Consider the following 17839-nt stretch of genomic DNA (forward strand, 5'->3'; position numbering starts at 1 on the left):
ATTTAGAGAATGATCTTTTTCAATGAATGGAATTATTCTTTTTCTATCAATACGGTAGTATATGCTGAAATACCCTCTTCGCGCCCTGTAAAACCTAATTTTTCTGTAGTAGTTGCTTTGATGGATATATCATCAATATCTATACCCATGACAGAAGCCAATGTTTCTTGCATCAAAGGGATATGCGCTTTCAATTTCGGCTGTTCTGCACAGATGGTTGCGTCTATATTTCCCACACGATATCCTTTCGCCGCAAGAAACTCCACCGTTTTCTTCAGTAAAATCTTACTATCAATATTCTTAAATTCTCCGGCTGTATCCGGGAAATGATAACCGATATCCCGCATATTCGCAGCTCCCAATAAGGCATCACAAATAGCATGGATCAACACATCAGCGTCCGAATGCCCCAACAACCCTTTTGTATGTTGCAAAAGAATGCCCCCCAACCATAATTCTCGTCCTTCAACTAACTGGTGAACATCAAAGCCAAAACCAACTCTTATTTTCATCTTTATTATTTACGATACAGATTTTATTTATTATATTTATAATCTCGCTTTTATCTTCATAGCTATTAACCAAGCGATAGGGCAAACAAGTAGTTTTGCCTCCACTAGAATGTACACATCTTATTGTCCTGGCTCCTGCATGTTACATCTTGCTCAAATACATTTATTTCTGAAAATCCAGTAGCATCCTCTTCGGGATTACAAGCCTTTTCCTGGATATCATGTTTCCTTGCCCAGATGATATAGAGCTATAAACGGAAGAGTTTAACGAACATAAAAATCAAGCAATTTTTCCTCTTCAAGATACCCTTGTAAATGTTGCCCAATACTCACAGGTCCTACTCCTACAGGAGTTCCTGTAAATAGCAGATCACCTATTTTCAGTGTCACGAACTGGCTGACGTAAGCAATTATATCATTAATTCTGAACAACATATCTGCGGTACAACCATGTTGTACTTCCTTTCCGTCAATAGCCAAGGAGAAGTTCAAATTTTGAATATCCTTATAATGGTCTACCGGAACAAAATCTCCAATAGCAGCCGATGAATCAAATCCTTTGCAAAGCTCCCAAGGTCCTCCCTGTTCACGAAATTTCCGCTGGAGATCACGAGCAGTAAAGTCAATGCCAATAGTAACAGCATCATAATAACGATCCGCAAAACGAGAAGCTATATTTTTACCCAAGCGATTGATCCGAACCACTAATTCCGTTTCATAATGTATCTCATTAGAAAAATCAGGAATGAAAAACGGTTTACCATCTTTCAGAATGGCTGAATCCGGCTTCATAAAAATTACAGGTTCCGTATTTACTTGTGTATGCCCCAATTCCTTATTATGTTGGGCATAGTTCATTCCTACTGCGATAATCTTCATTATTTGATCTCGTTAAAATTCAATCGGTTAAACATAACAGCTAAATGGGCATACAAAGAGGTATTCTGCACCACAATAGTCTCAGGAACACGAATACGAAACGGAGTAAAATTCCATACTGCCTTAATACCACCGTCCACCATCTTATCTGTAATTTCCTGAGCTATATTAATAGGAACTGTAAGCACGCCAATATTAACATCATATTCTTTCATCTTTGCTTCAAAATCATCAGAATGAAATATAGGAATGCCATTCAGATCCTTTCCTACTAAGTCGGGATTTACATCAAAAGCAGCTACTATTTCCAGTCCGAAATGATGTAAACCCGAATCACGAAGCAATGCTGCTCCCAAACTACCAACACCAAACAAAAAAGCTTTGTGCATATCAGTAAACCCAAGAAAACTCTCCAATACTTCAATTAAGGCATCTACATTATATCCCACCCTTGTACGACCTGAGATGTCTACATAAGATAAGTCCTTGGCGATCTGAGATGCGTCAATATTTATTTCTTTAGATATTTGAGTGGAAGAAACATACTGCTCTCCTCTTTCCTTCATTAGTTTTATATTCGACAGATACCAGGGAAGTCTCCGTAAGGTAGGCTCCGGCACTTTATCCGCCTCTTTTCGTACAGAAGTGCTCATACTGCTTACAAAATTTGGTATTTTGCAAAAGTACACTATTTTTTGAGACTGACAATCCAAGACTGTAAAACCTTAATAGAGATTAAACAAAACAAGGAAAACTGACACAAATTTTGCGTATTTCGGTAAGTTTAATACTTTTGAAAAAGAAATTAAAACAACAGGTATGAAAGACAATGATTGGAAAGATAGATTGAATGTGGTATATTCTACCAACCCAAACTTCAGTTACGAAATGGACGATGACGAGGAACAAGTTACTCTTGATAAAACCAAACAAAATCTTCGAGTTTCCATTGATAAAAAGAACAGGGGTGGAAAAGTGGTAACATTAATTACTGGTTTTGTCGGCACAGAGAATGACTTGAAGAAACTTGGTAAGTTACTAAAAAGTAAATGCGGTGTCGGTGGTTCAGCGAAAGATAGCGAGATCATTGTGCAGGGGGATTTCAAAACTAAAATCATAGAACTGCTGATTAAAGAAGGCTACATTAAAACCAAAGGTGTCGGGGGATAAAACTTGCTAAAATAAAAAAGGTCATTTCTATATAAAACTGAAATCACATTAACTAGACATTTTAAGAAGGATCAACTTCGTATCTTTATTTAGTTTGACCTGTAAACTATGCGTGTAGGGGATTAAAATTGGGAGCTTTATAAAGCTATAGCCGTATACTTACCCTTGTCGAATCTCCGTATAGTTTTCTATATTTCATAGTTCATGAAACTTCAGAGACTATTTTGGGGAAACTAACAATCTAATCTTATTTATCAAGATCCAATTAAACGAAGAAGATAAAATAAAGCCGCCCCATTTAATGAGACGGCTTTTTCTTTATAATGTGACGTTCGAGAATTATTCAGCTCTCAAAGTGAAACGTTTGAATGCAGTAACAGTCAGATCTTTATCTTGAGATTTCAAGAAATCAGCAACTGTCATCTTAGCATCCTGAATATATTCTTGTTTCAGCAAGCAAACTTCTTTATAGAACTTACCGATACGGCCCATAGCGATCTTTTCGATCATGTTCTCAGGTTTACCTTCCTGACGTGCTTTATCAGCAGCAATTTCTTTTTCTTTTTCCAATACATCAGCAGGAACATCTTTCTCGTCGATAGCAATCGGATTCATAGCAGCGATCTGCATAGCAACTTCGTGACCTACTGTCGGATCAGCCTCCTTATTCAATGCAACCATTGTGCAAAGGAAGTTCTTACCTTGATGGTTGTAAACAGAAATAGCAGTACCTTCTACTGTAGCATATCCGTCCAATTCCATTTTCTCACCAGTGATACCACTTCTGTCTGTTACAGCATCAGCAATAGTACCTGTACCCATCGGAAGAGCTTTCACTTCATCCAAAGACTTACATTTGTTAGCAATAGCAGCATCCAAAATATCTTGAGTCAGCTTAATGAAATCTTCGTTCTTAGCAACAAAGTCAGTTTCGCATTTCAAAGCGATCATAGCTCCAAAGCCGTTTTCAGCCTTAACGAGTACACAACCTTCAGAAGCCTCGCGATCAGAACGTTTCGCAGCAACAGCCTGTCCTTTTTCACGAATAATCTTCATTGCGCCGTCGAAGTCACCGTTTGCTTCAGTCAATGCATTTTTGCAATCCATCATACCAGCTCCGGTCATTTTACGCAGCTTGGTAATATCAGCCATAGTTACAGCCATAGTATTTCCTATATTTAAATGAATAATAATTTTCAAAAACAAAAAATGTGCCAATCTGCCAATCAAAATGCAAGTATGTCAATACACTCTTGCACATTAGCAAATTGGCACATTATTATATTAAGCCTCTTCGTCTTCCTTGATGAAAGCAGCAGCTTTAGCTGCGTTAATAGCTTCTTCGTCAGATTTGTCGAGTCTTGCTTTGGTTGATTTCTTCTTGCCTTTGTTAGCAGGAGCTTCACCCGCAGCTTCCATATCGATCTTTTCAGCTTTTCTTTCTTCCAAGCCTTCTTGCATTGCAGCACAGCATGCATCCAAGATAACTTCTACTGATTTAGTAGCATCATCATTAGCCGGAATTATGAAGTCTACGTTAGTTGGATCTGAGTTAGTATCAACGATACCAAATACAGGAATACCCAAACGGTTAGCTTCGCGAACAGCGATATTTTCTTTCATTACATCGATAACGAACAATGCAGACGGCAGACGAGTCAGGTCAGCAATAGAACCTAAAGTCTTGTCCAATTTTGCACGTTGGCGAGAGATCTGAAGAACTTCTCTCTTAGAAAGATTTGAATAAGTACCATCGTTAGTCAGTTTATCGATAGTAGCCATTTTCTTCACAGCCTTACGGATAGTCGGGAAGTTAGTAAGCATACCACCCGGCCAACGCTCGATTACATAAGGCATATTAACAGATTGAGCTTTTTCAGCCACAACTTGTTTAGCTTGTTTTTTAGTAGCAACAAAAAGAACTTTCTTGCCAGATTTGGCAATCTGTTTCAAAGCTTCAGCAGCTTCATCTACTTTTGCAACTGTTTTGTGGAGGTCAATGATGTGAATACCATTGCGTTCCATGAAAATATAAGGGGCCATTGCAGGATTCCACTTTCTTTTTAGGTGTCCGAAGTGGCAACCAGCCTCCAATAAAGTATCAAAATTTGTTCTTGACATCTTGTTTTTCTTTAAATCGTTTACTTTCTTTTTTGTTTTTTCTAAACCAACCGCCGGGTAGTCTGATGAGTCCCGGTAGTTTAGATACTAAACGTACTTCTCTCCAGAGATTCCTCCAGCAGATATTAACGTTTACTGAACTGGAATCTTCTACGAGCTTTCGGTTGTCCCGGTTTCTTACGTTCAACAGAACGAGGATCACGAGTCATGAAGCCTTCAGCACGAAGAGCTGCTTTATCTTCAGCGTTCATCTTAACCAGTGCACGAGCAATTGCCAAACGCAAAGCCTGAGACTGACCAGTGAAACCACCACCACACAAGTTTACTTTGATGTCATACTTCTCAGCAGCATCCAACTTGTTCAATGGTTGTTTTACAACATACTGAAGTATAGTTGATGGAAAGTACTCTGCAAGGTCTCTCTTGTTAATAGTAATCTTTCCTGTACCTTCGCTTACGAATATGCGTGCAATTGCACGTTTACGTCTGCCTAATGCATTTACTACTTCCATTATATCTTATTTATATGAATTAATATCAATCATTTTTGGGTTTTGAGCATCATGTTTGTGTTCGCTACCAGCGTAAACATACAAGTTACCCAGCAATTTAGCTCCCAAAATATTCTTAGGAAGCATACCCTTCACTACTTTTTTCAGCAATCTTTCTTCACCGTTCGGTTTAGCAATTAAACGAGCAGGAGTCATTTCTCTCTGACCACCAGGATAACCTGTGTAAGACAAATAAACTCTGTCATTCCATTTATTGCCACTCAATTTTACTTTGTCTGCATTGATGATGATAACGTTATCACCGCAGTCTACGTGAGGAGTAAAGTTCGGTTTGTACTTTCCTCTCAACAATTTTGCAACTTTCGCTCCCAGACGACCTAAAGTTTGGTCTGTAGCATCAACGATAACCCATTCTTTGGTTACAGTTGCCTTGTTTGCAGAAATGGTCTTGTAACTTAAAGTATCCACTCTTAATTTTGTTTTTTAAATGTTACTACTAAAATTGTTCTTCACCACTTATTAGCCTCCCCGGACAAAGGATAACTAACTCGCTATGAATTAATCTCTTATCATTTTGAGATAATAATCGGCTTGCAAAAGTACGGCTTTTCTTTGAAATGGCAAACTATTTCTATCTTTTTTTGGTTATATTCAATTGAAAGACAAGACAGAGAAACATCGCAAGACTAATTCTGGCTAGATGAAAATCAATAAGAAAGAAAAATTCTCAAAGCTCAAAGTCTGATTTATCTACTGATATTTTAACCCCTTACTTTACCATTTCGGATGTAGAGAAGTATAAAGCAAGGGGATATCTTGAAGAAAATTCAATTAACGGATTACCCAACTTAGAATTCTCATGTCGGAAATAGCCTTATCTCTTTAATTAAACTTTTTCAGTCCACTGTATCGATTTAACGCTTCTAAATAATAATAGTCAGCATAGTTTAGCGGTACATCTATATCACTTTTGCCCGGATAGTTACCAACCGAATGCTTCAAAATAAATCCTTTATTCTCATTTTCCTTCGCTAAATAATCTGACGAAGAAAGTTGTTTCAAAATATTTTCTGCATATTTTATATAGCTATCACCTAGTTTATGATCATCCACATATCCGCCTAATTCAAGTAATGCCGAAGCCGTAATAGCAGCTGCCGATGCATCCCGCGGTGCATTTGGAATATCGGGTGCATTATAATCCCAATAAGGAATATAGTCCTTTTTCGAAGGACGATTCTTCATGATAAAATGAGCGATTTTACGTGCAGCGTCCAAATAAGCCGGATTCTTTGTAAAACGATAACACATTGTATATCCATAAAGTCCCCAAGATTGCCCACGTGCCCAAGCTGAAGTATCTGAGTATCCTTGAAAAGTTCCCTTAGATTCTACTTTACCATCCGGAACAGAATAGCTGACTACATGATAAGATGACATATTCTCACGAAAATGATTTTTTAGAGTTTTATCTGCATGAGCAACGGCTACATCTCGAAACTTTGAATTACCAGTCTGCTCAGACGCCCAGAAAAGAAGTTCAAGATTCATCATATTATCAATGATAACAGGATAAGTCCATTTACCAAAATCCCAAGAACGAATCAATCCTACCTGCGGATTAAAGCGTTTACAAAGACTTTTGGAAGTATTAATCAGAATTTCTTTATCCTTCTGTTCCGGTTTCAAACGAAGGGCATGTCCATAACTGCAATACATCATAAACCCAACATCATGATTTCCTGTATAATACTGAATTTCCTCTAGTCGGTTAGTATATTTCCGAGCTTCTTTTGCCAGGTCTTCGTCACCTGTCATTTCATAAGCTAACCACAATGAACCGGGATAAAAACCACTTGTCCAATCTTGCGCTTTCCCCATTGCATAACTTCCGTCCGCTTTGAGAGTGCGTGGGAAATAAGCTTTGTTCTGTACATCTTTCAATTGTTCCGCCATGTATAGCAGCTGATGGTTAGAAGTCTTCACTGCATTCTTAAACCATTTTGGTGTACCTGCCCAAGAAGTACTACAAATAGCAAAAAAGCCCATAGCGCAAATGGCAATACAAAGTGTTCGTCTCATTTTCATTTTAATAATGTTAGTGTTACATTAATAATAGTCCATTATTCACTCTACTGATACACAGAATAATGATTCGTCAAAAATATAAAAAAATTACGTACTTCTACTCTATAAAAGAAAGAAATACGCAATTTTCTTATACAATATGACAAATTTACTTATCTCACAATATCCTCAGGAAATTTATCCGGCATCCCAACCCTTTTCCATGTTTCATTATACCATGTATTTAACTCGTTCCCATTCAAATCTTTTTGAATAAAAAATTTCAAATACAAGTAATCATTATCCTTAATTTCGAATTCCAGTATATTATCCTTATTATCCAACATCGGAAGATGAATATTCTTCTCAATGCTCTCTTTATAGGAATTATTCGTTAGTTGTTTCCACGTGCCATATCCGGTAATGATTGCATCAGAACCAGGAATAAGAGTGAAATTCACGATTCGACCGTCATCACTCAATACTTTAAAAGTATTACTAGGTTTCAAATAACCTGCAACGTCAGGACTCTCCGACACATAATGGCATAATTGCCATATTCCCTTCAACTCGGCGGGTTTAAACTTTGTTTTCTTTTGGGCCATCGCACCAGTTACTGCCATTAACATTATAGCTAAAACAGTAAAGAAGTAGAGCTTTTTCATAATAGTATGATTTTAATTAATACCCTTCAATACTTATGTCCAAATATAAAGATTTATTTTGAAAGAACAATTATTAGGAGCATAAAAAAACTCGCATAATCAAAAGATTATGCGAGTTTTACATAAATATACTAAAATATTAGAATTCAGCATTTCTCGGTGTACGTGGGAATGGTATCACGTCACGAATATTCGACATACCTGTCACAAACAAAAGCAATCGTTCGAAACCAAGTCCAAAGCCTGAGTGTGGACAAGTACCAAACTTACGGGTATCCAAATACCACCACATATCCTTCATTGGTATATGTAGCTCTTCAATACGGGCAACCAACTTGTTATAGTCTGATTCACGTTCAGAGCCACCAATAATTTCACCAATTTTCGGGAATAGAACATCCATTGCACGTACCGTCTTATTGTCATCATTCATCTTCATGTAGAAGGCTTTAATTTCCTTCGGATAATCAGTCAGAATGACTGGACGTTTGAAGTGTTCTTCTACCAAATAACGCTCATGTTCAGAAGCCAAATCCACTCCCCAGTAAACAGGGAATTCAAATTTGCGTCCTTTTATTACAGCCTCTTCCAGAATCTTAATACCATCTGTATAAGGCAAACGTACAAAGTCATCTTTCAAAACACCCTGCAGACGTCCTATTAATTCCTTATCGAACATATCGTTCAGGAATTTCACATCATCCGCACAGTTATCCAATGCCCATCTCACACAATATTTAATAAACTCTTCTGCCAAGTCCATATTGTCAAGAATATCATTGAAAGCTACTTCCGGCTCAATCATCCAGAACTCAGCCAAGTGGCGTGGAGTATTAGAATTCTCAGCGCGGAAAGTCGGACCAAATGTATAGATAGATCCCAAAGCTGTAGCAGCTAATTCACCTTCCAACTGACCAGAAACAGTCAGACTAGCCTGTTTTCCAAAAAAATCGTCATCATAGATGATAGAACCGGCTTCATTTTTTTTCAGATCATAAAGGTTCATTGTAGTTACCTGAAACATTTGTCCGGCACCTTCACAATCGGAAGCTGTAATAAGCGGAGTATGGAAATAAAAAAATCCCTTATCATGGAAAAACTTGTGAATAGCAATTGCCATATTGTGACGAATACGGAACACTGCACCAAAAGTATTGGTGCGCGGACGCAAATGAGCGATCTCGCGCAAAAATTCCATGGAGTGACCTTTTTTTTGCAATGGATAGGTATTATCGCAGACACCTAGAACTTCGATTTCACGAGCTTGTATTTCCACTTTCTGACCAGAACCCACAGATTCCACCATTACCCCATTCACACTCAGACAAGCACCGGTAGTAATCAACTTCAACATATCTTCGTCGAAATTAGCCAAGTCTACCACAACCTGCACATTATTTATTGTAGAACCGTCATTCAGTGCGATAAAGTTTACTTGTTTGCTACCTCTACGGGTGCGAACCCATCCTTTCACATTGACCACAGCGCCAAAATCTTCACGCTTAAACAGATCAACAATTTTTGTTCTACCAATCTTTTCCATAAAATTAATTTAATACAATATTATAAATTACTCAAACGCTCCCATACGGAGATAGTTTACTTCTACCTCTGTCAGGTAACGCCAGTCTCCGCGGCGCAAACCTTTCTTAGTAAGTCCGGCAAAGAATACCCGGTCGAGTTTTATTACTTTATATCCCAGTGATTCGAATATACGGCGAACGATACGGTTCTTACCTGAGTGAATTTCGATACCAACTTGGTTTTTCTTAAATTCATCTGTATAGCTGATTTCATCTGCATGAATTTCACCATCTTCCAATTGAATTCCCGCTGCAATCTGTTCCATATCCGCTTTCGTCAGATTCTTATCCAAATGAACATGATAAATCTTCTTCTTCAGAAATTTCGGATGCGTCAACTTAGAAGCCAAATCCCCGTCATTCGTCAGTAACAATACTCCTGTCGTATTACGGTCAAGACGGCCCACCGGATAGATACGTTCCGCACAAGCACCTTTTACCAAATCCATCACAGTACGACGTTCCTGAGGATCATCAGAAGTTGTTACCGTATCTTTCGGTTTATTCAGCAATACATATACTTTACGTTCAATGCTAACTGTTTCATCATGAAACTTCACAACATCTGCACGTTTAATCTTTGTTCCTAATTCTGTAACTACTTCACCGTTTACAGAAACCACTCCGGCAGTAATAAACTCATCAGCCTCACGACGAGAACAAACACCTGCATTCGCCAAAAATTTATTCAAACGAATTGGTTCGTTCGGATCAATAAATTGTTCTTTATACTCAATTTGTTTCTTTCTGCTATATTTAGCATTTGGATCATAGTCATTAGTACGTGGACGCGGACGGTAACCACCTTGTCGGTCATTATTAAAACGTGGACGATAGCCGCCTTCACCATTATTATTGAAGCGAGGACGATAAGGACGATCACCGTATGAGCGGTCACCTCCCTCACGATTGTAAGGACGCTGAGGACGGTCGCTACCTTCACCATTATTGAAACGAGGACGATAAGGACGATCACCATATGAGCGGTCGCCTCCCTCACGATTGTAAGGACGCTGCGGGCGTTCACCACCTTCACCATTATTATTAAAGCGTGGGCGATAAGGACGTTCACCACCTTCACGATTATAAGAAGGACGCTGTGGACGATCACCATAAGGACGGTCAGTGTAAGGACGCTGCGGGCGTTCACTACCTTCACCATTGTTATTAAAGCGTGGACGATAAGGACGATCACCACCTTCACGATTGTAAGAAGGACGTTGAGGACGGTCACCATAAGAACGCTGCGGGCGTTCACCACCTTCATTGTTAGCATTAAAGCGTGGACGATAAGGTCGATCACCACCTTCACGATTGTAAGAAGGACGATAAGGACGCTCTCCACCTTCTCTGTTGTAAGACCTGTTACCATCACGGCCGGCACCTGTATTCTCTTCATTAAAAGAATTTTCGCGCCATTCTTCGTTTTCTGTGCTCATTGTTTATTCGAATAAAATTAGACTTTGGCCTCACGGCCTGATTTAAAAACACGTTTATTGTATAGTAAACAATTAAAGTCCCGTATAAGTATGCGGAGTAATTGCTCTTAACTCTTTTTTAATATCTTCGTTTACATTTAAACCTTCAATAAACTCTTTAATAGAACTTTCAGTAATTGCCTGATTCGTTCTTGTCAATGCCTTCAAAGCTTCATACGGATGAGGATAAGCTTCGCGACGTAAAATGGTTTGTATAGCCTCAGCCACTACGCTCCAACAATTGTCCAAATCACGATATATAGCAGGTTCATTGAGCAACAGTTTACGAAGTCCTTTTAAGGAACTCTGAATAGCAATAACGATATGGCCAAAAGGTGTACCTACATTACGTAGCACAGTAGAATCCGTCAAGTCGCGTTGTAAACGTGACACCGGAAGCTTCACCGCTAAATGTTCCAAAATCGCGGTTGCAATCCCCAGATTACCTTCTGCATTTTCAAAATCAATAGGATTTACCTTATGCGGCATAGCACTTGACCCCACCTCTCCGGCTTTGATCTTCTGCTTAAAATATTCCATTGAAATATACTGCCAGAAGTCACGATTCATATCCACCATCACAGTATTGATACGCTTCATTGCGTCAAATATTGCAGAAAGGTTATCATAATTAGAAATCTGTGTAGTGTATTCTTCACGCTCCAAACCTAGTTTTTCAGCAACGAAACGATTACCAAATTCTTTCCAGTCATATTGAGGATAAGCTACATGGTGAGCATTATAGTTGCCAGTTGCACCACCAAATTTTGCAGTAATCGGACAAGCCTTCAAGGTTGCCAACTGACGTTCCAAGCGATAAACAAAAACCATAACTTCCTTGCCCAGACGAGTCGGAGAAGCCGGCTGTCCATGAGTCTTAGCAAGCATAGGAATATTTGCCCACTCTGTTGCATAATTCTTCAACTGTGCAATCAGTTCTTCCACCAATGGATAGTATATCTCCTCCAAAGCCTCCTTAATAGAAAGAGGAACAGATGTATTATTAATATCCTGAGAAGTTAATCCGAAGTGGATGAATTCCTTGTAATCATCCATTCCCCCCAGTTTATCAAACTCTTCTTTTAGGAAGTATTCTACTGCCTTTACATCGTGGTTAGTCACACTTTCGATATCTTTAATACGTTGTGCGTCAACTTCTGAGAAATTACGATAAATATTCCTCAAGGTTTCAAAAACACTTTTATCAATTCCTTTCAGCTGAGGTAACGGGAGCTCACATAAAGTAATAAAATACTCCACTTCTACCTGTACACGATATTTAATCAGTGCGAATTCTGAGAAATAAGCTGCTAAAGCTTTAGTTTTGCCTCTATATCGACCATCAATTGGAGATATGGCCGTTAATACATCAAGTTCCATAAGTTTTTAGATAAATATCAGACTGCAAAATTAACTCTTTTTCCTGATTAACAAGCTAAAACGATGGGTAAAGTTTCTATAAAAGTGACTAAAAAACAATGAACAGCAGTATTTGCTGCTCATCACCATCTATACTTTCACTCATCAGAACCGGAGCCTTCACTGTCTTTACTTCTGTTTTTGGCTTCTCATTCAATTGCTAAAAAACAACAATTTTATTTTCACCTTTTCTCTTCAAGGTAAAAGACAACTTCATTCACGCTTTCCTTCACATCAACAAGGTCAAAGTAATCCAAAGTGCCTTCAGGAAGAAGAAGGCGATAACCGTTTAATTCCATAATCAATTAATTGGGAGGCAAAGATAACGATTTATAAATTTAACCCCTCAGGTTTTTACGTTGACCCCGTTTTACGTTGACCCTTGATCCCAAACGCAAAGATAAATAAAAAAGAGTTCCGTAACAGGATTACGAAACTCTTTTCCAGTGTGGGCGTTGACGGATTCGAACCGCCGACCCTCTGCTTGTAAGGCAGATGCTCTGAACCAGCTGAGCTAAACGCCCTTGTTAATGAGCCGGAAGTGCTTGTGTTTTATGTGGGCGTTGACGGATTCGAACCGCCGACCCTCTGCTTGTAAGGCAGATGCTCTGAACCAGCTGAGCTAAACGCCCTTACACTTCCGTTTCAAAAGCGATGCAAAGGTACGGCTTTTTTCGAAACCTGCAAATATTTGCTGGATTATTTTTCAAGAACTTTTCTGTCAGAAAAAGGAACTCATTGATTATCAATAAATAATAAATAAAGTTTTTTTCTTGCAACATTTACCTCCCTTTAACCGTCTTATAAACAGAATTAAGAAAAAGACAATCGCGACTCTTTCTCTCCATTAAATAATAAAACATGAAACGATTTATTAATATCACAGCATTTCTATGCCTGTGCACACTACTTATTGCGCAAAATTTACAGTTAAAGGGAAGAATTGTTTCGGAGAAAAAGCCCGTAGAATTTGCGAATGTCATTTTACAGACTAAAGATTCTATTTTTATTTCTGGAGGTATTACTGACCAACAGGGACAGTTTAATATAAGTAACTCATCTAAAGGAGATTATTTATTGCAAATTTCGGGATTAGGTTATCAAACACAGCAAATAAATGTAGAGAATCTCACTAAAACACTTGATTTAGGTATTATTTCGATCGATTCCGCAACCATTACATTGCAGGAAATCATCATTACAGCCACTCCTGTTCATCAATCACCCTGATCGAAAATCACTCTCACTTACGGAGAGAATTATCACGCTTTGGGAATTACTTATCGCTATAAGCAATTCAATGTCGGATTAATGGGGCTAAATCCATTTAGCAATAATTATAAAGTAGGAACAGAAAATTTTAGTTCTATAGCTTCTTCAAGAAACTGGGGCTATTTCAAAGAAAGCTCCGGTTTCTTTGCATTCAAATTTGCATGGAATCTGAACTTTGGACGGAAATATGAATCAGCCCAAAGGAGGATTCACAACGAAGACAACAGTGCAGGCACACTAAAATCCGGGAAATAAATTTCCCGGATACTCAGATCTCATCTTTCTTACGGATAATGTGAGCAGGATTTCCCACCGCAACACTGTCATCAGGAATATCTTTTGTGATAACACTCCCCGCTCCAATTACGCAACGGCTTCCAATCGTCACCCCAGGACATATAATCGCTCCGCCACCTATCCAACAGTCCTCACCTATTGTTACCGGATAAGCATATTCTTTCGAGCCACGACGTTCCAGATAATCCATCGGATGATGAGGAGTATAGATCTGCACACAAGGTCCGACTAATGTATGGGCACCTATCGTAATATATCCACCATCCAAAAATGTACAATTAGCATTCACAAATACGTGCTCACCCAACTGAATTCCATCTCCGTGGTCACAATGAAAAGGCGGACAAACAATCGAGGTCTGTGGAATCCCGGGAATCAGTTCCTCCAATAACTCTCTATATTCCTCATCATATGTACACAATCCTCTCATTTGAGCTAATAACTTTTTAGCTCGTTTAAAACTTGCCTGCAACTCGGGTACCGACATATCAGCCAACTGGCAGTTACGCATTTTTTCTACTTCTGTCATTTTCTCACCCTTCTTTACCATTAATAAACATATAGCTTTTCTCATTCGAGAGAGATTCATCAAATTCGAACCCTTCCCACGAGAAACTTTTTAATTCTTCCGGGTCCTCTATCCTGTTTTTTAAAATGAAGCGCGTCATTTCCCCGCGAGACATTTTAGTATATACAACAATTGTAGCCGGCTTCCCGTTCTTCCATACATGAAACTCGGGAGTTACCACCCGAACCTCTTTTTCTATCCGTCTCCAATCGAATAATCCCTTCATCTCGTCACTAGCCAAATTACAAAGTATTCCCCCAGTCTTCTTTATGTCATCTATAAACACATCTGTCAACCGAGATCGCCAATAAGCAAAAATATTTTGAGTGCCCAATTCGGGTAACACAGCGTCTCCCTCCAACCTGTATGGATGAATCATATCCAATGGACGCAACAGTCCATAACAAAAAGATGTCAGCCGCAAATGTTCTTGCGCATAAAAAAATTCCTCCACCGAAAAGTCTTGCAGATTCAAACGCTTAAACACAATTCCTTTATAAGCCAAAAGAGCAGGCAATTCTGAAGTTCCCTCTGCGTGAAAAGCCTGATATCGTTTATAGTTCTCGACAGCTATCTTCGAATTCACCCGCAAAAGTCTTTCCAAGTCTTCCACAGAGAACTGCGACATCTGAAGAGCTATCTCAGAAGCCTCCTGCCGAAAACGTGGCGTTGTTCCAAATGGGGTGGTTATCTTAGACAAACCACTCATTGTTTTAGCACAAGATAATAATACAATCATCTGATCTATCTATTTTTATCATTTAAGAAACAAATATAAATTATTTTATTGTATCTTTGTTCGTATCTGATAAAAAAAGAGAGTTCAACATCATCTTATAAACAAGATTATGATAGCACAAAAAGCAAACATTGAGAGCAACAGCGATCTACAAACAAAAAAAACAGTGTTAGATTATGGCACTATTTTCAACAAAGCTCCGATAGGGCTAGAATATTACGATAAAAACGGAATTCTGGTTGATATAAACGAAACAGCCCTACAAATCTATGGATGTGCCGATAAAGAACATCTATTAAAAAGCCGTATCTGTCTGTACGATAATCCTAACTACAAATCACAAATAAAAAATGAAGCTGACAGATACCGTACCTGTACTTGCAACTTCAATTATGACCTCGATTTGCTTAAAAAGGAAAACTATTACCCCGATGGTAAACGTTCCGGAAAAGTCAGAATACAAAATAAGATCACACCTATAATAAATGAAAAAGGGGAGATTGAAGGAACTATTGTCTCAACTCTAGAGGTTACCGAAGACCTTAATCTAAGATACGAACAACTTTATCGTGAAAAAGAGATTATCACGGAAGCACTTCCCATCGGACTAGCCATATACGATAAAGATGGTTACCAGCAATTTATCAATCCGGCATTAGCTTCTATTTTTGGAGTAGAAGATGTTGAAGCTCATTTAGCTAAACATATTAATTTGTTCGAAGACCCAATAATCTCCGAACATTTAAAGGAAAAAATCCGAAATAACGATATCACAGAAGCAAGTATTGAATACAGTCTTCAAACTGTTTCCCAAACTAATTATTTCAACACTGGATTACCAGAAACTACAATCTACCTAAACTGCAAGACTAGAAAAATAAAAGATAAATCCGGCAAGGTTCAAGCTATTATGTTGCTCATATCCGACGCAACAAACTATGAAAGAAAAAATCAGGAACTTCAAGAAGCTTACCAGAATTTGAGTTTAGCCTTGGATGCGGGAGATATGGCTGCTTGGATGTTTGACATTCACAAGAAAATGTATTATACCATTCTGGGCAATACACTTGCCGGTACTGGTATTTCCCAAGAAGACAACTTGAAAATATTACATCCTGACGACCAACAAATGCAACAAGACTTATTTTCCTCTATAGTCCGTGGAGAAAAAGAAAAAGGAATAGCTGTATTTCGTTACTTGTCAGAAGATGGTAAATACCGCTATTATGAAAGCCAGATCATTCCGAAAAAAAAGAATGGAAAAATAACACATCTTACCGGTACACAAAAAGATGTTACAGAGTGGTATAAGTTAACAGAAAAACTTAAAAGAATCAATCAGCAAAATACACTGATCTTGAATAATATCAATTCCGGATTAGTCTATATATCTGCAGACTACAAGGTTATCTGGGAAAATGTATCTTTCATTTTCCCAGAACAGTCTAACGGGAAACGATACTATGAAGCGGGAAAGCTATGTTATAAAAGTGCTAAAGACTCAGATTCTCCCTGTCAAGGATGCGCTATGATGAGAGCTATGGAATCTAAAAATGTAGAACACTCTGAATATTCTATTCTTGGTAAAACATTAGAAATTTATGCTAATCCTATTCTGAACGAACAAAACGAAGTAGAAGGAGTCATACTACGAATTGATGATATTACTCAACGCAAACAGATTCAGAATGAATTGGAAGCAACAAGAAACGAAGCACTTGCTTCTAATGAGCAATTAAAACTGGCAAGAGACAAAGCTGAACAATCGGATAAATTAAAATCAGCCTTCCTAGCCAACATGAGCCATGAAATCCGTACCCCTCTCAATGCCATTGTCGGTTTCTCCGAACTCCTTCATAACACTGTCGATAAGGAAGAAAGTGCTGAATACTGGAAGATCATCTCCACTAATAACAATTTACTTTTAACGCTAATAGGTGACATTCTCGATCTCTCCAAAATAGAAGCAGGTTATGTTGATTTGGCAAACAGAGAGTTTGACATCACTCAGCTTTTTGAAGAGATGGCAACTCTTTATAAGCAAAAGATGAATGACAAAGTCACCTTCCGCTGCAATACTCCATATCAAAGCTACATTGTTAATTTGGATAAAAACCGTTTGACTCAAATCCTCACTAACTTTGTCAATAATGCAATCAAATTCACCCGCGAAGGTTCTATTGAAATAGGATATGCTATTTGCAATGATCTTTTAAGAATATATTGTTCGGATACAGGCATCGGCATCTCGGAAGAAAATACCGCCAAAGTATTCGGGCGCTTTGAGAAATTAAACGATTTTGCGCAAGGTACCGGGTTGGGACTCTCGATTTGCAAAGCAATAGTAGATGCACAAGGAGGTACAATCGGAGTTAATTCGAAGCCAAACGAAGGTTCCACATTCTGGGCAGAGTTACCACTGAATAAAAATTGAGACTATCCGAAAAGTCTGTAAACCTGATCGTTTTGTCATTCAGCACATTGTTCTCCTCCCGATAACGGGGAGTTTCAACTACACTCAGGATGACAAAAGATAGTATACAGTAACTTTCCGGAC

The 17839-nt window shown here is 38.4% G+C and carries 17 protein-coding genes, 2 tRNA genes and 1 pseudogene; 3 read left to right on the top strand and 17 right to left on the bottom strand.

What is annotated here, in order from left to right:
- Window positions 1–32: 32 nt before the first annotated feature.
- The 3 genes from ispF to CZ225_RS20825 form a co-directional block, all read right to left on the bottom strand.
- The gene (ispF, locus tag CZ225_RS20815) at window positions 33–512 is read right to left on the bottom strand and encodes a 2-C-methyl-D-erythritol 2,4-cyclodiphosphate synthase (RefSeq protein WP_077155334.1); all 480 of its coding nucleotides are present in this window, start codon (window positions 510–512) and stop codon (window positions 33–35) included.
- 264 nt (window positions 513–776) lie between these two features.
- Complete coding sequence (locus CZ225_RS20820; RefSeq protein ID WP_077155335.1) at window positions 777–1391, bottom strand: fumarylacetoacetate hydrolase family protein; 615 nt, start codon at window positions 1389–1391, stop codon at window positions 777–779.
- A complete protein-coding gene (locus CZ225_RS20825) occupies window positions 1391–2044 on the bottom strand; it encodes a redox-sensing transcriptional repressor Rex (RefSeq protein ID WP_077155336.1) in 654 nt (217 codons plus the stop codon). The genes CZ225_RS20820 and CZ225_RS20825 overlap by 1 nt, the downstream gene beginning before the upstream one ends.
- A 166-nt stretch (window positions 2045–2210) precedes the next feature.
- Here CZ225_RS20825 and CZ225_RS20830 point away from each other — a divergent pair, with 166 nt between their 5' ends.
- A complete protein-coding gene (locus CZ225_RS20830) occupies window positions 2211–2561 on the top strand; it encodes a translation initiation factor (protein ID WP_077155337.1) in 351 nt (116 codons plus the stop codon).
- 339 nt (window positions 2562–2900) lie between these two features.
- On the opposite strand, the gene tsf is transcribed toward CZ225_RS20830, so the two are convergent.
- The 12 genes and pseudogenes from tsf to CZ225_RS20890 all read right to left on the bottom strand — a co-directional run bounded on the left by tsf (window position 2901) and on the right by CZ225_RS20890 (window position 13038).
- Entirely contained in the window at window positions 2901–3725 is an 825-nt protein-coding gene (gene tsf / locus CZ225_RS20835) for a translation elongation factor Ts (RefSeq protein ID WP_077155338.1), read from the bottom strand.
- A gap of 120 nt (window positions 3726–3845) precedes the next feature.
- Window positions 3846–4682, bottom strand: a complete 837-nt coding sequence (gene rpsB, locus CZ225_RS20840) for a 30S ribosomal protein S2 (RefSeq protein ID WP_077155339.1) — start codon at window positions 4680–4682, stop codon at window positions 3846–3848.
- 125 nt (window positions 4683–4807) lie between these two features.
- A complete protein-coding gene (gene rpsI, locus CZ225_RS20845) occupies window positions 4808–5194 on the bottom strand; it encodes a 30S ribosomal protein S9 (protein ID WP_077155340.1) in 387 nt (128 codons plus the stop codon).
- A gap of 6 nt (window positions 5195–5200) precedes the next feature.
- The gene (gene rplM, locus CZ225_RS20850) at window positions 5201–5662 is read right to left on the bottom strand and encodes a 50S ribosomal protein L13 (protein ID WP_025075940.1); all 462 of its coding nucleotides are present in this window, start codon (window positions 5660–5662) and stop codon (window positions 5201–5203) included.
- Between the two features lie 414 nt (window positions 5663–6076).
- A complete protein-coding gene (locus tag CZ225_RS20860; RefSeq protein ID WP_394334036.1) occupies window positions 6077–7243 on the bottom strand; it encodes a glycoside hydrolase family 88 protein in 1167 nt (388 codons plus the stop codon).
- Between the two features lie 191 nt (window positions 7244–7434).
- Window positions 7435–7926, bottom strand: a complete 492-nt coding sequence (locus CZ225_RS20865; protein ID WP_077155342.1) for a DUF4488 domain-containing protein — start codon at window positions 7924–7926, stop codon at window positions 7435–7437.
- 139 nt (window positions 7927–8065) lie between these two features.
- The gene (gene asnS / locus CZ225_RS20870; RefSeq protein ID WP_077155343.1) at window positions 8066–9469 is read right to left on the bottom strand and encodes an asparagine--tRNA ligase; all 1404 of its coding nucleotides are present in this window, start codon (window positions 9467–9469) and stop codon (window positions 8066–8068) included.
- 27 nt (window positions 9470–9496) lie between these two features.
- Entirely contained in the window at window positions 9497–10948 is a 1452-nt protein-coding gene (locus CZ225_RS20875) for a pseudouridine synthase (RefSeq protein WP_077155344.1), read from the bottom strand.
- 72 nt (window positions 10949–11020) lie between these two features.
- Complete coding sequence (purB, locus tag CZ225_RS20880; RefSeq protein ID WP_077155345.1) at window positions 11021–12367, bottom strand: adenylosuccinate lyase; 1347 nt, start codon at window positions 12365–12367, stop codon at window positions 11021–11023.
- A 227-nt stretch (window positions 12368–12594) separates the two neighbouring features.
- Window positions 12595–12705 (bottom strand): annotated as a pseudogene (locus CZ225_RS24975) (ISAon1 family transposase N-terminal region protein); the annotation flags it as partial.
- A 150-nt stretch (window positions 12706–12855) separates the two neighbouring features.
- Window positions 12856–12930 (bottom strand) — tRNA-Val (locus CZ225_RS20885).
- Between the two features lie 33 nt (window positions 12931–12963).
- Window positions 12964–13038 (bottom strand) — tRNA-Val (locus CZ225_RS20890).
- Window positions 13039–13267: 229 nt separating this feature from the next.
- Between CZ225_RS20890 and CZ225_RS20895 the strand changes: the two genes are divergently transcribed.
- On the top strand, window positions 13268–13636 hold the full coding sequence (locus tag CZ225_RS20895; protein WP_077155346.1) for a carboxypeptidase-like regulatory domain-containing protein: 369 nt from the start codon (window positions 13268–13270) through the stop codon (window positions 13634–13636).
- Window positions 13637–13946: 310 nt separating this feature from the next.
- Here CZ225_RS20895 and CZ225_RS20905 read toward each other — a convergent pair whose 3' ends face one another.
- Entirely contained in the window at window positions 13947–14504 is a 558-nt protein-coding gene (locus tag CZ225_RS20905; RefSeq protein ID WP_077155922.1) for a sugar O-acetyltransferase, read from the bottom strand.
- Window positions 14505–14508: 4 nt separating this feature from the next.
- Window positions 14509–15282 carry a peroxide stress protein YaaA gene (gene yaaA / locus CZ225_RS20910; protein ID WP_077155348.1) on the bottom strand — a complete coding sequence of 258 codons (774 nt, stop codon included), beginning with the start codon at window positions 15280–15282 and terminating at the stop codon, window positions 14509–14511.
- Between the two features lie 109 nt (window positions 15283–15391).
- Between yaaA and CZ225_RS20915 the strand changes: the two genes are divergently transcribed.
- The gene (locus CZ225_RS20915) at window positions 15392–17716 is read left to right on the top strand and encodes a PAS domain-containing hybrid sensor histidine kinase/response regulator (protein ID WP_077155349.1); all 2325 of its coding nucleotides are present in this window, start codon (window positions 15392–15394) and stop codon (window positions 17714–17716) included.
- Window positions 17717–17839 lie beyond the last annotated feature (123 nt).

The organism is Bacteroides bouchesdurhonensis (assembly GCF_900155865.1).
Classification (GTDB): domain Bacteria; phylum Bacteroidota; class Bacteroidia; order Bacteroidales; family Bacteroidaceae; genus Bacteroides; species Bacteroides bouchesdurhonensis.

What these genes read in the sequence shown, in the direction of transcription:
- CZ225_RS20860 (WP_394334036.1), bottom strand. Translation starts at nt 7,243, where the DNA reads ATGGGCTTTTTTGCTATTTGTAGTACTTCTTGGGCAGGTACACCAAAA.
- CZ225_RS20865 (WP_077155342.1), bottom strand. Translation starts at nt 7,926, where the DNA reads ATGAAAAAGCTCTACTTCTTTACTGTTTTAGCTATAATGTTAATGGCA.
- rpsB (WP_077155339.1), bottom strand. Translation starts at nt 4,682, where the DNA reads ATGTCAAGAACAAATTTTGATACTTTATTGGAGGCTGGTTGCCACTTC.
- ispF (WP_077155334.1), bottom strand. Translation starts at nt 512, where the DNA reads ATGAAAATAAGAGTTGGTTTTGGCTTTGATGTTCACCAGTTAGTTGAA.
- CZ225_RS20875 (WP_077155344.1), bottom strand. Translation starts at nt 10,948, where the DNA reads ATGAGCACAGAAAACGAAGAATGGCGCGAAAATTCTTTTAATGAAGAG.
- CZ225_RS20895 (WP_077155346.1), top strand. Translation starts at nt 13,268, where the DNA reads ATGAAACGATTTATTAATATCACAGCATTTCTATGCCTGTGCACACTA.
- rpsI (WP_077155340.1), bottom strand. Translation starts at nt 5,194, where the DNA reads ATGGAAGTAGTAAATGCATTAGGCAGACGTAAACGTGCAATTGCACGC.
- yaaA (WP_077155348.1), bottom strand. Translation starts at nt 15,282, where the DNA reads ATGATTGTATTATTATCTTGTGCTAAAACAATGAGTGGTTTGTCTAAG.
- CZ225_RS20915 (WP_077155349.1), top strand. Translation starts at nt 15,392, where the DNA reads ATGATAGCACAAAAAGCAAACATTGAGAGCAACAGCGATCTACAAACA.
- CZ225_RS20905 (WP_077155922.1), bottom strand. Translation starts at nt 14,504, where the DNA reads ATGACAGAAGTAGAAAAAATGCGTAACTGCCAGTTGGCTGATATGTCG.
- CZ225_RS20825 (WP_077155336.1), bottom strand. Translation starts at nt 2,044, where the DNA reads ATGAGCACTTCTGTACGAAAAGAGGCGGATAAAGTGCCGGAGCCTACC.
- tsf (WP_077155338.1), bottom strand. Translation starts at nt 3,725, where the DNA reads ATGGCTGTAACTATGGCTGATATTACCAAGCTGCGTAAAATGACCGGA.
- purB (WP_077155345.1), bottom strand. Translation starts at nt 12,367, where the DNA reads ATGGAACTTGATGTATTAACGGCCATATCTCCAATTGATGGTCGATAT.
- asnS (WP_077155343.1), bottom strand. Translation starts at nt 9,469, where the DNA reads ATGGAAAAGATTGGTAGAACAAAAATTGTTGATCTGTTTAAGCGTGAA.
- CZ225_RS20830 (WP_077155337.1), top strand. Translation starts at nt 2,211, where the DNA reads ATGAAAGACAATGATTGGAAAGATAGATTGAATGTGGTATATTCTACC.
- CZ225_RS20820 (WP_077155335.1), bottom strand. Translation starts at nt 1,391, where the DNA reads ATGAAGATTATCGCAGTAGGAATGAACTATGCCCAACATAATAAGGAA.